The 13,068-nt window shown below is 60.3% G+C and carries 15 protein-coding genes; 13 read left to right on the top strand and 2 right to left on the bottom strand.

All coding sequences use genetic code 11. The features are described 5' to 3' along the window. Positions 1-49 precede the first annotated feature (49 nt). From ACPFL9_RS05810 to ACPFL9_RS05750, 13 genes are all read left to right on the top strand, one after another. Positions 50-1,804, top strand: coding sequence for an NERD domain-containing protein (locus tag ACPFL9_RS05810; RefSeq protein ID WP_426006349.1), 1,755 nt, complete (start codon positions 50-52; stop codon positions 1,802-1,804). Between the two features lie 51 nt (positions 1,805-1,855). After that, positions 1,856-2,545, top strand: coding sequence for a DUF6308 family protein (locus ACPFL9_RS05805; RefSeq protein ID WP_426006347.1), 690 nt, complete (start codon positions 1,856-1,858; stop codon positions 2,543-2,545). A 90-nt stretch (positions 2,546-2,635) separates the two neighbouring features. Further along, positions 2,636-3,271, top strand: coding sequence for a hypothetical protein (locus ACPFL9_RS05800; RefSeq protein ID WP_426006346.1), 636 nt, complete (start codon positions 2,636-2,638; stop codon positions 3,269-3,271). Between the two features lie 9 nt (positions 3,272-3,280). Beyond that, positions 3,281-4,447 carry an ATP/GTP-binding protein gene (locus ACPFL9_RS05795; protein WP_426006345.1) on the top strand — a complete coding sequence of 389 codons (1,167 nt, stop codon included), beginning with the start codon at positions 3,281-3,283 and terminating at the stop codon, positions 4,445-4,447. Continuing rightward, on the top strand, positions 4,444-4,812 hold the full coding sequence (locus tag ACPFL9_RS05790) for a hypothetical protein (RefSeq protein WP_426006344.1): 369 nt from the start codon (positions 4,444-4,446) through the stop codon (positions 4,810-4,812). Before ACPFL9_RS05795 ends, ACPFL9_RS05790 begins: the two co-directional genes overlap by 4 nt. Before the next feature lie 176 nt (positions 4,813-4,988). Continuing rightward, positions 4,989-5,849 (top strand): hypothetical protein, encoded by an 861-nt coding sequence (locus ACPFL9_RS05785; protein WP_426006343.1) that lies wholly within the window; start codon positions 4,989-4,991, stop codon positions 5,847-5,849. 406 nt (positions 5,850-6,255) lie between these two features. Next, on the top strand, positions 6,256-6,495 hold the full coding sequence (locus ACPFL9_RS05780; RefSeq protein WP_426006342.1) for a PLDc N-terminal domain-containing protein: 240 nt from the start codon (positions 6,256-6,258) through the stop codon (positions 6,493-6,495). Positions 6,496-6,535: 40 nt separating this feature from the next. Then, a complete protein-coding gene (locus tag ACPFL9_RS05775) occupies positions 6,536-6,847 on the top strand; it encodes an ArsR/SmtB family transcription factor (protein WP_426006341.1) in 312 nt (103 codons plus the stop codon). Further along, positions 6,844-7,251, top strand: a complete 408-nt coding sequence (locus ACPFL9_RS05770; RefSeq protein WP_426006339.1) for an SRPBCC family protein — start codon at positions 6,844-6,846, stop codon at positions 7,249-7,251. The genes ACPFL9_RS05775 and ACPFL9_RS05770 overlap by 4 nt, the downstream gene beginning before the upstream one ends. Before the next feature lie 24 nt (positions 7,252-7,275). Continuing rightward, positions 7,276-8,349: a hypothetical protein gene (locus ACPFL9_RS05765; protein WP_426006337.1), complete on the top strand. Its 1,074-nt coding sequence runs from the start codon at positions 7,276-7,278 to the stop codon at positions 8,347-8,349. Positions 8,350-8,499: 150 nt separating this feature from the next. Then, positions 8,500-9,687: a TerC family protein gene (locus tag ACPFL9_RS05760; protein WP_426006335.1), complete on the top strand. Its 1,188-nt coding sequence runs from the start codon at positions 8,500-8,502 to the stop codon at positions 9,685-9,687. 106 nt (positions 9,688-9,793) lie between these two features. After that, positions 9,794-10,543, top strand: coding sequence for a DUF1648 domain-containing protein (locus ACPFL9_RS05755; protein WP_426006334.1), 750 nt, complete (start codon positions 9,794-9,796; stop codon positions 10,541-10,543). 82 nt (positions 10,544-10,625) lie between these two features. Further along, positions 10,626-10,862 carry a hypothetical protein gene (locus tag ACPFL9_RS05750; RefSeq protein ID WP_426006333.1) on the top strand — a complete coding sequence of 79 codons (237 nt, stop codon included), beginning with the start codon at positions 10,626-10,628 and terminating at the stop codon, positions 10,860-10,862. An 18-nt stretch (positions 10,863-10,880) separates the two neighbouring features. Here ACPFL9_RS05750 and ACPFL9_RS05745 read toward each other — a convergent pair whose 3' ends face one another. Together ACPFL9_RS05745 and ACPFL9_RS05740 are read right to left on the bottom strand one after the other, a co-directional pair. Beyond that, complete coding sequence (locus tag ACPFL9_RS05745; RefSeq protein WP_426006331.1) at positions 10,881-11,597, bottom strand: hypothetical protein; 717 nt, start codon at positions 11,595-11,597, stop codon at positions 10,881-10,883. 64 nt (positions 11,598-11,661) lie between these two features. Then, entirely contained in the window at positions 11,662-13,026 is a 1,365-nt protein-coding gene (locus tag ACPFL9_RS05740) for an MFS transporter (protein ID WP_426006329.1), read from the bottom strand. Positions 13,027-13,068: the final 42 nt, after the last annotated feature.

Raw genomic sequence — 13,068 nt, 5'->3', positions numbered from 1 at the left:
TTGAATTGAGCAATTTCTTCTACAGCCCGCACAGCCCTTTGATGACTCCATGGCTGTCCCGGTTTGGGGGCTGAAAGTGGTGCGATGTATTCCGGAAGCGCCGTTGTTCGCAGACGGCCAGAGTGCCGAGCGCATTGTGTGGGAGACTCTGAAACAAAGTCTTCCCGACGACGTCGTACTCGCTCACTCAGTTCAGGTGCGGGACGGCCGGGCTGAGCATGAGATCGACATCCTCGTTCTTTGGCCAGGCGTGGGCATGGCCGCCATCGAGGTCAAGGGTGGCCGGCTGTCAGTGCAGAACGGACAGTGGTTCCAGTCGGACAGAGACGGAAGCCGCAAAATCCAAAGCCCGGTAGTCCAGTCGCAGGGCTCAGCACACGGGTTCAAGAATTGGCTCGGGCGTCAGCTGGGAACTCCACTCACCAGCCGGTTCGCGTACATGGTCGCATTCCCGTACACCGCTGTCCCCGGGGCCTGGGAAATGGCAGGGTGCCCACGGGCACTGGTATTGGATGACTCGCAGTGTCAGGCTCCGGCTGAATTCATTCGTAAAGCAATCGAAAAAGAAGGAAGCGGCGCTACGCCGTTGGCGGCAGCATTCCTCGAACGCATCGTCCGGCAGCTCAGCGGAAATTGGGGGGCTGATTCGGACGAGGACCCCAACACCCAAGAAGACGAGGACACGCAGGACCACCTCACTGAGCGGCAAGCGATTCTGCTTCAAGCGACACGTTCACTGACCCGCGTGCGATTTACCGGAGGAGCCGGCAGCGGCAAGACCTGGTTGGCAGTGGAGAAAGCGAAGGCACTCAGCAAGCAGGGTAAGCGCGTAGGGCTGTTTTGCTACAACAAGGGACTGGGCCAATACCTCCAAGACCGCGTGTCCACTTGGCGACAGGCGAAGCCAGTTTTCACTGGCGAATTTCACGAATACGTTCGGGGGCTTGGAGTACCTGACGGCAAAGGGCAGGACTATTTCGACGTCGAAATGCCTCGACTTCTGAAAGCCCTGGCTGCCGACATGGATCCTCACGATCGGCTGGATGCAGTGATCGTCGACGAAGCTCAGGACTTCGCGCCGCTGTGGTGGGAGGCTCTGCTGGCTTGCACGGTAGATCCGGACAACAGCGAGGTCTATGCCTTCATGGACGACCGGCAAGACGTCTACCGTAGGTGGCGCGGAGCGACGGCGGGAGCGACGGCGGGAGCGACGGCGGGAGCGACGGCGGACCTCGCCTTTGGTCCCACTGCTGCCTTCGTTCCCATCCACGTGGACGAGAACCTACGCAACACTCGGAAGATCGCGGAAACTTTCAAACCCTTCGCTGGCGAACACTTCACGCCACGAGGCAGTACGGGCCTCCCAGTCCGTAGGGTTCAATGCACAAGCGACGCCGCACTGGATGTGGCAGGTGACTGCGTCGATGCCCTCATTGATGAAGGCTGGGCGAACAATCAGATCGCTCTCCTGACCACGAAGGAGCGGCATCCAGTTCATCTTGATTACTTCGAGCGCGGAGCCACCGAGGAGTACTGGCGAGAGTTTCACTCTGGCGAAGGCGAGTTCTACGGGCACGTCCTGGGGTTCAAGGGGCTGGAACGTTCGGTCATCGTACTTTGTGTCAACGGATTCAAGGACATGGACCGGGCCTCCGAGCAACTCTACGTCGGCCTATCCAGGGCGAGGAGCTTGCTGGTTGTAGTTGGCGATTCGGCGGTTCTCGAAGAAGGCGGCGGGCGGGAGCTAAAGCACGCGCTGGCACGGGCCCAGTCCTGGGATCCGATTTCTGTCGCAGTCCGCTAGCACGTTTCGGGCAAGGCAATACTTCACCAGACACTCACGAGAGGACATGCTTTGAGGCTTCCAGACATTCTCACGGCAGATCACACAGACGAGGCTGCTGCACTTGTCAAGAAGTACTACACGAAGCTCTACCGTCATAATCTCCCGCAAACAGGAAGCCGTTTCAACGACTGGGCAGACGGCGGTGACCGAGCCGACGTCGCAAATTCTCTCACTGCCGACGACGTTCTTGCTGTGTCATTCCTATCCGTTCAGGTGCCTGCACCGGCGGCCATCGGCCTACTTGAAACGTCCGCCGGAAAGGTGCAGGGGCTTCTGGAGCAGATTCCAACAGATCTCGATCTGGCGTCAGTTTCCTCCGTGGAGTACGAAGCTCTGCTTGGTCCGAACAGCCCAGCTAATGATCTTTGGTGCCTGTTGCGTGGGAGCGAAAGCTACCGTTGGGGCATCGGACCCACTACGGCCAGCAAGATCATGGCCAGAAAACGCCCTCGACTCATCCCGATATTCGATTCAGTCGTGGGGCCGCTCATGGGCCATCCAAAGGCCAAAGGCCAATGGAAGACATGGCATTCCGTCCTCACCGATGGTTCAGGTCTCCCCGCCCGGTTGCGTGCGATCAAGGCAGAGTCAGGAATCGATCAGGACATCAGCGACCTCCGAACCATGGACGTGGTCCTTTGGATGCATGGCAAGGAACTAGGCATGCAGGCTGTTGATGATTCCTTTTCCGATGATTAGCCCCATGAAATTTTCGACACAAACACGAAAACTTGGGTTGCCTTCAGTGTCAACCCTTTAGGCTCAACACAGCACACCTTCACTTGCACAATGGGGAATGGAAACAATTTGGATCTTCTTAGCGACGTGCGCCGTGAGTATTTTTATGTCCTTATCTGGGCTGCCACTGCCGTATTCATTGTGGCCGCAACAATCGCTCGACCCAAACGTTTTCACGCCACTGCTCTGGCTGGCTCGCTGATATTTGCAAGTCTCAGCGGAGGGGCCGGCGTCTACGTTCTGAATCATTACTCCGATCCCAGGTGGTCACCCCAAGCCACACAGTTGAGCGCCCCCTCTCTCTCCGAAACACCACTGGTTGGGCAGTTCTTGGGTCCTCTGGATTCAGCCCTCAGCTCCATGGTCAACGGCGTCAATGATTTTCTTGCTTTCAAGGATGCCCTCCCAGTGGCCCTGGACTTCTTTGGTAGCGCCGGATGGGCACTGCTGGTGTCTTTCCCACTGGGTATCTTGGCTGCCATTGTCAACTTTGTCTCGGTTAAGCGCAGAGCGGCAACCGTGGAAAGGTACCGCGCAACTGTGGACCAGCTGAAGGCCGACGTTGAGAAGCTCAAGCTTCAAGTTGAGGCCGGTATAAGCGCTGAGAGTGCTATTGCTCCCACAGAGCAAGAGTTCCAGCACATCTTGGTTTCGACACAAGAATCTTTGTCCCCACGATTGCCATAGGTTGAATTCATGAATCAGAACAAGATTGCTCGTGAGCAACAAATCGCTGTCTTTGGTGAGAGCGGCAGTGGAAAGACCGTGCTGTTGTCCTCCTTCTACGGATTAGCGCTGGAGCAGCAGCTCTCGGGCACAGAACGCTTTGACATCCTCGCCGCCGATAGCGCCCAGGGTCGCCGCTTACATCAGAATTACCTTGGGATGAAGAACTCTGCCTTACTCCCGATTAGCACGCACTTTTCGTCGACCTCATATGCCTTCACTGTCAAGCGCAAACCGGGCGCTGCCGCAAAGCCCAAAAAGGTCATTTCGGAAGAACTTCGCTTGGTCTGGCATGACTATCCCGGGGAGTGGTTCGAGGAGGAGCCCAGCGGACCAGAAGAGGAACAACGCCGAATCAGCACATTTCAGGCGCTGCTGGGCTCCGACGTGGCCATGGTCCTGGTGGACGGTCAAAAGCTTCTAGACCACGCAGGCGAAGAAGAGCGTTACCTCAAGTCGCTCCTGACCAACATCAGCACCCAGCTACTCAAACTGCGTGACGATGTTCTCCAGGATAACCAGCCGCTTGCCCGTTTTCCCCGGATCTGGCTCTTGGCTCTGTCCAAGGCAGATCTGCTGCCAGAGACCGACGTGGCGAGCTTCCGTGACCTCCTCGTCGAAAAGGCTGGACGAGAGCTGAACAAGCTTCAGGAGGTCGTGGGCACATTCGTCGAGGCCCCCGAGGCCTTGTCTGTCGGCGAGGATTTTGTTCTACTCTCCTCCGCGCAGTTTGAACCCAAGAAAATCGAAGTAACCAAGCGGGTGGGGTTGGACTTGATCCTTCCCATTGCTGCCATGCTGCCCCTGTCACGCTTCCTACCGTGGGCCCAAGCCATGTCAAAGGGCACGGGCGCGGCCAAGCATCTGATGAACGTGATTTCACCGCTGGTTGATGCGTTTGGCAGTGCCAGAGTGCAAGTACTTCTGTCCCGGCTGCCGGGTCCACTTGCCACCGCTGCAAGACTATTTGGTAGCTCCCTCTCAAAATCAGCGTTCGACCTCGCCGGCAGCAAGGTCGAAGACATCCACGTCCGAGCAAGGGAAAAACATGACTTCCTTACTGAAACCCTGACCGGATTCCAAATGGAACTGGACCGTGGCGACGAGGAGAAGGTCCTGCTCCGAGGTCGCGTATGAAATCTGGAAGCAGCAACCAAGCCACAGAGCTGGCCTTCATCTGGGCTACTCGCGGTAAAACATGGGGCTTTCGATTCCTACGCACTGCGGGTCAACCAAATCCGTTGGAACTGTATGAAAAAGCGTTCCAAGGCGAGCTAGATGCTCCAGAGACCTTCCAAACCAACGCCAATACTGTCGCGATCCGAGTCACGGATCCAGAGGGACGCCGTGACGCAGCCGGTCGCGTAATCCCCCACGAGTTCGTCTTGTTCAAGCCACTTCCTCGTGAAGTCACTTCGGCAGAAGAAGCTTTTCAACTGGTCTGGCCTGAGGTTAAGGAAGATTTTGCACGCGACTGGGACCAGCCAAAACCTAAGCGCTAATCGCTCGCGAACACGAGCGATGCGTCGCCATGACTCTCGCCGGAAAAGTGGTTTGGGTCGTCGAACGGGCCCAGCAACATATGTGTGGGCCGGTACCACGGCTGCCCAGCCTAAATTGTCCGTGCGATGACCTAGCATGCTGAACAACAAGGTCAACCTAAAACGAATAGGGACTTATGCCTGTCTATCTTGAAGAACTTGCTCTGAGCGTCGCCAAATGCGATGAAGTGGCTGCTGCAAACGATCCCCACTTCGGTGAAAAGCACCCCTGCCACAAGATCGTCAGGTCCCAGGACCGGCATCCTGGCCCCTTTCAGGTGCCCGAAGCCTGGGCAGGAAATTTGGCGCAGGCTCGAGTCGTTTTCCTGTCCTCAAACCCTGCCATCAGTGCAGGGGACCCTACAGCAAAATTACCTGCGAAGAGATTCGCAGAGAAATACCCCACCGCTGAATGGCCTGACGCCGAGATCGCCGACTTCATGATCAACCGCTTCAGCCCGGAGCACGTCTGGGTAAGCGACAGACGGCATCGCAAAGTAGACGAGGCGCAGTTGACCGGTGGACCGGTTTGGGGATCAAAGGAGCGCTACTGGGGCTGGATTGAAAAGCAAACCAATGCCCTCCTGGGTAGCGACCTTCCTTGGTTCGAGGGCGCGGTTATGACCGAGGTTGTGCATTGCAAATCAGGAAACGAGCAAGGCGTCCACGAAGCCGCTGCGCTCTGTTCCACCAAGCACATGGGACGGATCCTGGAAGCGACCCCGGCCAAGCTCGTTGTCGTCGTAGGCGGAAAGGCCGCAAGTTCGCTTCGTGCTGCCTATCCATCGGCCTTTGAGGACAAGCCGCTGTTCGGAAAGCATGGCGCGAATGGTCTTCCGGATCCTCAGCAGAACATCTTCGAACTCCACATCGGCGGGCAACGCAGGCTCGTGTGCTTCATCAAGCATCCAAGCGCTTTCGGCGGATCAGCCCATCTCACGAGTACCTACCCCACCGACTTTGACCGACTCCAGGCGGCAGCCGCTGCCCGGAGCTGATTGCTAGAGGGAATCCAGCGTTCAGGGCGACTCCGCAAAAAGGGGCCTGAGCCTCACGGAAGTCAAGTCACATCCGTCGACTTCGAAAGAGTAGGTGTACTGGAAGGTGCAGGTGCCCACAACGTTGATCTCGTAGTCCCAGGACTCGAGTTATACGGCCACATCGCGGCGAAGTTGCTAGCGGTCAACGGGTACAAGCGCATGCCCCAGGCCCAGCCCTCAACACCTAGGGCCCCGGGTCGCACCACCTATTTTTGGGGAAGTACGCCTCACCACGCATGTGAAAACCGCGGAATTCCGCCGATGGCCACCACCTAGGGTTCCGATTCTGCGGCTAAGCCTTGCCTCCTACGAAGAGAATGGGCTCAGCGACTTGCTCTTCCCCCATGAACTGAAACGGGACAACATGGAAGCTTTTCAATGGGTTCTGGCCGCCTTGGGAGCTTTGGCGGCTCTCTTTGTCGCTGGCTCCATCATCTGGGCAGTCATCGATGTCCTTCGACAGACCGCCCTGAACCAGACAACCAGGGCGGTGTGGCTATTCCTGCTCTTCACCGTTCCGCTCCTCGGCGTCTTCGCGTGGCTGTACTGGAGACCGAAGATCACGAGCAGCGATCCTCGAATCCAAAACACCCTTAAGCTCTGACCGCTTGTCATTTCGGAAATTTCCGACATATTATCATCCAGTGCATCCCGACATCTTCGGCGCCCTCGCGAACCCCTCGCGGCGCACCATCCTCGACAGCCTCCGCGCCGGTCCCCTGACCGCCGGGGAACTGACGGGACGCCTGGCACTTAGCCGTTCATCGGCGTCGGAACACCTGACAGTCCTGAAGGAAGCCGGGCTGATCCGCGAAGAGCGGCAGGGCCGGCACAGGATTTACCACCTTCAAGCCGAGGGTCTGCAGGAGGTCGGCGATTGGCTGAAGCACTACGAGCAATATTGGAACCGGCGACTCGATGCGCTGGGCGAACTACTGGATAAGGAAAACCCATGACCGAGAACGCCATCCGCTTGGAGCGCACCTTCGCCCACTCCCCCGAGGCCGTCTGGGCAGCGCTCACGACGCCGGATCTCCTCGCCAAGTGGTGGGCGCCGGGCGACATCGCACCCGTCGTCGGCCACCGGTTCACCATGGACATGGGTGGCTGGGGCCAGCAGCAGTGCGAGGTCACCGCCGTCGAACCCGGCAAGTCGATCACGTTCGTCTTCGCAGAAGGCGTCCTGGACACGACCATCACCTGGTCGCTGGAAGCCACCGACGGCGGCACGATCCTGCACTTCGAACACGCCGGATTCAATCTGGCCACCCCGATGGGTCGCCAGGCCCTCGAAGGCATGGGCAACGGCTGGCCTGGCTTGATCGCGCGCATCGATAAGGTGTTGGTCAGCGTCGGCTAAACACCGCGGACAATTGGGGGACATATGGAAGACGTTGAATCGCTGCTCAAGGGCCCACGCGGGCGCCGTTTGTGCCTGGAGCTGGCCATGGAAGCTGACCAGGAAGTCCGCCTGACCGTCTTCTATCTTGGCTACGATCTCGACCCGGGTAAAGGCACGTCTCGAGTGATGTTGTCCATGGCGTCCTCCGGTGAAGCGTCGCCCCCGCCGCCCGCTCCGACGGTGTCCGACCTGGCGAGGATGCTCAGCGAGCTGGACGTCAAGGACAGAATCCAAGGGCTCACCGGCACCGCTTTGATACGTGCCATCGACGCGGCTCGATACTGGCAGCCGCCCGACGGAGACGACGTACTTGCCGCCAACCCGGTCATCAACAGAGCCCTCGGCCACCTCGCCACAACCATCCTGGAAGCTCCATCTACAGACTGGTGGTCAAACAGGTTCCAAGCAAAGCAATGGACCATCGATTGGCGTTCCCCTAACGACCCCGCGCCGTTGTCCACGAATCCCAGCGACGTTCTCGCTGAATGGTCGCGCCACGAACGGACCATGGAACACCGGGCAGCAAGGGAACGACCGGCAGACATCAACGCCAATTACGGCGGAGAGTGGTGGTCCATCCCCTACCGCCTGACGCAAACTTTCAGCCGGATCCCCGAAGGACTTGGGCTCATCGAGGATTCGCTGGGTTGGGAAGAAGGCACGGTCATCCCGGTCTCGGGAAGCGGCCGCATCCTCGAATTAGAAACAGCAGAGGACTGGGCCACTCTGTGCCGGGACTTCCCGTTTGAGGTCACCGCGTCCCGCCGTCACGACTGGTACCGCACTACGGGTCGTGACGGACGATGGGTGATTCCGGACTGGGAACGCGTCGCCGGTCGATGGGATGCCGTACATCTCAGTGTGAGCGCATATCTTCGCCTGGCCGGCCGTGCCCTGGACGTAGACACAGCAGAGGGAACGGCCAGCGTCATCGCCGGCTGGAACCCGGACACTACCCTGTGGCTCACGGATGTCCTCCGCGAAACAGGAGAACCCCGCCAATTCTGGAACCGGGAGCACAACCAGGATCGTTGGGAACAACAGAGGACCCACTGACGTACCGGAGGCACCCGACCCAGCCACCCGCCGTCGTACGTTTCACGAACCGCAAGAAACGATGCCAGGTGACGTGACCCGGTAAGTTGGTGGAAAGAGTTTTTGACCCTCGGTGAGTAACACGCCCCGGCCTCACGAAAGCAGGATCACATGACCGTCTCCCCCCTTATTTGGGGTATCACCATCGTCGTTATTCTTGGGCTGCTGGCCTTCGACTACTTCTTCCACATCCGCAAGGCGCACGTTCCGTCGCTGAAGGAAGCCGCCATTTGGTCCTCCATCTACGTGGGGTTGGCCGTTGTGTTCGGCATCCTGGTGCTGGTGTTCGGCGGGGCCCAGATGGGCTCGGAGTACTTCGCCGGCTACATCACGGAGAAGGCCTTGTCCGTGGACAACCTCTTCGTGTTCCTGATCATCATGGCGAGCTTCCGGGTGCCGCGTGAAGACCAGCAGAAGGTGCTGCTGTTCGGCATCGTGTTCTCGCTGGTTGCCCGTACCGGGTTCATCTTCCTGGGCGCTGCGTTGATCAACTCGTTCGCGTGGGTGTTCTACATCTTCGGCCTGATCCTGCTGCTCACGGCAGGCAACCTGCTCAAGCCCGACGGGCACGGCGACGATCAAGCGAACAACTTCATGATCCGGCTCGCCAAAAGGCTCTTCCACACTACGGATAAGTACGACGGCGACAAGCTCTTCACCGTGGTCAACGGCAAGCGTGCCCTGACTCCCATGCTCCTGGTGATGGTGGCTATCGGTGGCACGGACATCCTGTTTGCGCTCGACTCCATCCCGGCGATCTTCGGCCTCACGCAGAACGTGTTCATCGTGTTCACTGCAACGGCGTTCTCGCTCATGGGCCTGCGCCAGCTGTACTTCCTGATCGACGGACTGCTGGACCGCCTGATCTACCTCTCCTACGGCCTGGCCGCGATCCTGGCGTTCATCGGCGTCAAGCTCATCCTCCACGCCCTGCACGAGAACAACCTGCCGTTCGTCAACGGCGGCGAGCACGTCAACGTCATCGAGATCTCCACCGGACTCTCACTCAGCGTGATCTGTGGAACCCTGATCATCACCGTGGTGCTGTCCCTGCTCAGCCCCGCCGGCAAGGCCCAGACCGCCATCAACAACGCCCGCCGGCACGCCGTCAACTACCTCGACCTGGACTACACGGCCGATGCCGCCGAACGCGAGCGCATCTACCGTGCCCTGACGGCCGAAGAAGCACAGATCGTCCAGATGCCTCTGAAGTACCGGAACAAGGCCAAGGACGTGGACCTGATTCGCGAGCAGGTAGCGGAGGCCCACCGCCAGCACGAGGAGTTCCTGCGGCGGTAGTCACCTCCCCGGAAAAGGCGGGCGGCGTCCTGTTCCCAGTGGACAGGGCGCCGCCCTTCTTTCTGAAAGTTCTCCATGGGCATGATGCCGGGCTAGGCTGACGATCGTGACTGCTGATGTGGGGGCTCAAATCAATCACCGCCGCGGCCGCTTCTGGCTGCCGCACCTCATAGCGCTCGTGATTATGGCGTTCTGCTTTGTCTTTGGAGCCCTGACCTTTGAGTCGCTCCCCGATACTGTCGCCACCCATTGGGGACCAAGCGGACGCCCTGATGCCTGGGCCCCGAAGTCCTTTGGGTCCGTGTTCTCTCCGCTGATGATGGGCGCGGGTCTTTGCGTCCTCCTGTCTATGGTCACGGCCTTGGTCCCAAAGATGGTGCAGGTGGACGACGACGCCAGCCTGTGGGAGCGGTATCGCCGAGAAGGAACGATCCGCGGCACTGTGGCGGTTCTGGGCGGCACCTGCGCTCTGATCGCCGCCATCATCGGATTTCTTTCCGTTGCCGGGTGGACGACTCCGGACCATGTTCCCTGGTGGCCGGCGGCTGTAGTCACCGCGTTGTTCCTTGTGGTGATTCCGGTTTCCTATGCGGCGGCTGCCCGTTGGGCACGGCGGACGGCCTCGGCTCAGGGAATTCATCCCACAGCGGCAGAGGAGCAGGAAGAAAAGCTGTGGATCGCGGGCGTCCTTTACAACGATCCAAACGACCCACATCTACTGGTCGCCAAACGCGCCGGGACCGGGGTTGGCTTGACCGTGAACGTGGGCAACACCAGAGGACGCGTAGCAGTCGCCGTTTTCCTGGGCCTTTTTGTGGTGCTTCCAGTCATTCTCGGCGTCGTCGCCGCGCTTTAGGGCCAGACCCAAAACCCCGCGTCACGATCCCCACCCTCACCCCACTCATCTGACAAGACCCAGGCAGATAGAGGGATGACTCATGACCGGAACACAAGAAACCGCGGACCCATCGGTGGGGTGGGTGCTGGCCAGTGACTGGACCAAGACCAAGGGCAGGAACGTAGAGGTTTACGATCACGGCGAGCTGATTGACCAAGGCACCGTGGAAAGCGTCGCCCCGGATGGGAACCTGCTGTGGCTCGGGTTCCACGGGAATACGCCGCGGCGAATCGTGGAGCGGCTCCGGGAGACGTGCGTGCGGATCCTGCCGGACTAGTACGTCTGCGCCCGGGAGCTATCCCAGCAGGCTGCCGTGGTGCCCTGGCAACGCGGCCACGCTCATCACGGTCTTCCCGCGGCCCTTTCCCCGGATCGCATCAACGCGCCGCACACAGCGTTCCACGGCGGCACGGCCTGCCGCGCTCCCGTCCAGGAGAATGTAGATCCGTGACTCGTGGAGGGTTGCTTTCCCCCGCACGGGTGTCAGCTCCGTTTTCAGGATCTGGCCAATGTCGGCGAGCACGTCCCAGCCGAGAGGGTACGAGTCCCACTCCAGGGCAAGCGTCGCCAACTCCGCGCCGCCCTGCTGGGTCAGCCCATACAGGGACAGGTCCAAGAGCAACTGTTCAAAGTGCGCCAGCGTGGGCAGGCCGGTCCTGGGGTCTACGCAGGCAATCGGCTGGATGCGTTCGCTTTCGAAGGTCCACCCTTCCACGAGGTCGCGCATGGTTTCTTCACAGACGGGCAGCTCGGCAGCGCTGAAGAAGGCGCTCATGTCCACCATGGTTTCCTTGACGCCAACGCCATGGTACGCCCGGGCCGCACCCAAAAGGCGTGCGGCTTCGGGGAGCGCGCGTGCCGCCTGACAGGCCCGGATCACGCCGTCAACTTCGGGGACAAGCCAGTCGCCGGGGTACCGCCAACCAGCTTGCTTGCTGTGTTCCTGCCACCGGTCGCGCAAGAGCACGGGATTACCGCTGCCGCCGCCGGAGATGTGAAGAGGGTTACTCATACCGATACAGTGCCTGACCTCAGGAATCGTGACGCGTTTTTCGAGGAAACTCCCAGCGAGGTTTCTACGCCTCCGCAGGCTTGCGCCAGAGAACGGACAAGACAATCACCAACGCACTCAAACCCAGCATAACCAGCACCATGAGACCCCAGTTGGCCTGGTTCACCCCGGGCCCATAGAACACCCCGATCAGCACGGTGGCCGTGATGGCTCCCAAGTACCGGCAGGTCTGGAAAATACCGGCGGCCACACCCCGTTCCTCGGGACGGGCGGAGACATACAAGCCCTGGTTCGACGCCGTGCTCACCGCCCCGTACGGAACACCCATGACTGCAGTGAGCACCAGCACCAGCGGAGGCCACAGCGAGAGTGTCAGCAACCCCAGCGCCGCCGAAGCACCAGCCAGCACCAGTACCCCGGTGATGAGGACGGACCGCACGCCGAACCGCTCAATCAGACGAACCGTCAGCGGCGTCACCAAAACCGACATGGATGCAAGGGGCAGCATGAGCAGGCCTACCAGACCGGCGTCGTAATTCCCTGCTTTCTGGAGCAACTGCGGAAGGCCGAAGAACGCAAAATAGTAGACGCCGCTGAACACCACAAACACCAGGTACACCAGCAGCAGCGGCCGGTTGCGGCCCAGCAGGCGGAGGTCCAGGAACGGCGGCTTGAAGCGAAGCTCCCGCCACGCGAAAAGAGCACCCACCACCAAGGCGCCGCCCAACAGGTACCAGCGATACCCCGGCAGCACGTTGAGCAGCGCCGTCATGGCGAGCATCAGGGACACCACAAAGGCGAGGATGCCGGGGATGTCCGAATCGCGGATGAGGGTGCCCAGTGAGCCGGTTTCCCGTCCGACGTCGGCGGGTGCGGTCCGCTGCACGATCAGCAGGGCGAGCAGCGCCAACGGCACGTTGATGACAAACAGCGCCTGCCAGTCGAACAAGCTCACCAGCAACCCGCCCACTACAGGGCCGACAGCGGCCGCAGAGGTGTTGGCCATCTGGATCCGGCCCAGCGGCCGCGTGGACGGAACCTTGGCGAGCCGGCTCAGTTCGGTAACCATGACGACGGCGGACGGGTACGCCGTCGCGGTTCCCACCGCCATCAGGGCCCGGGCCACGCAGACCAGCGCAAAGTTGTCCAGGAATGGCGCGACCGCACATGTCACCGCCACGAGCGCCATACCGAAAGTGAACAACCGGCGCGGGCCGAAGCGGTCGGCGAGCCTGCCCATCAACGGCTGCCCGGCGGCGGACGCAAGGTAGAAGGCCGTGATGACCCACGTAACCGTGGCGACGTCGAGCGAGAAGTCCTCCCGCAGCACCACCAAAGCCACGGCAATCATGGACGAATTGAGTGGATTCAGCGCGGTGCCGATGCTGAGCGCAGCGATGGCCAGACCGGGGCGGGATGTGTTGCTCACCCACCCAAGTCTGCTCCATGGTTGCCTTGGGTCACGAACGCG

The sequence above is a fragment of the Paenarthrobacter sp. NyZ202 genome (assembly GCF_049860755.1).
Taxonomy (GTDB): Bacteria; Actinomycetota; Actinomycetes; order Actinomycetales; family Micrococcaceae; genus Arthrobacter.
The sequence above is the reverse complement of the archived record's forward strand: the minus strand, read 5'-3'. Positions and strand labels throughout refer to the sequence as shown.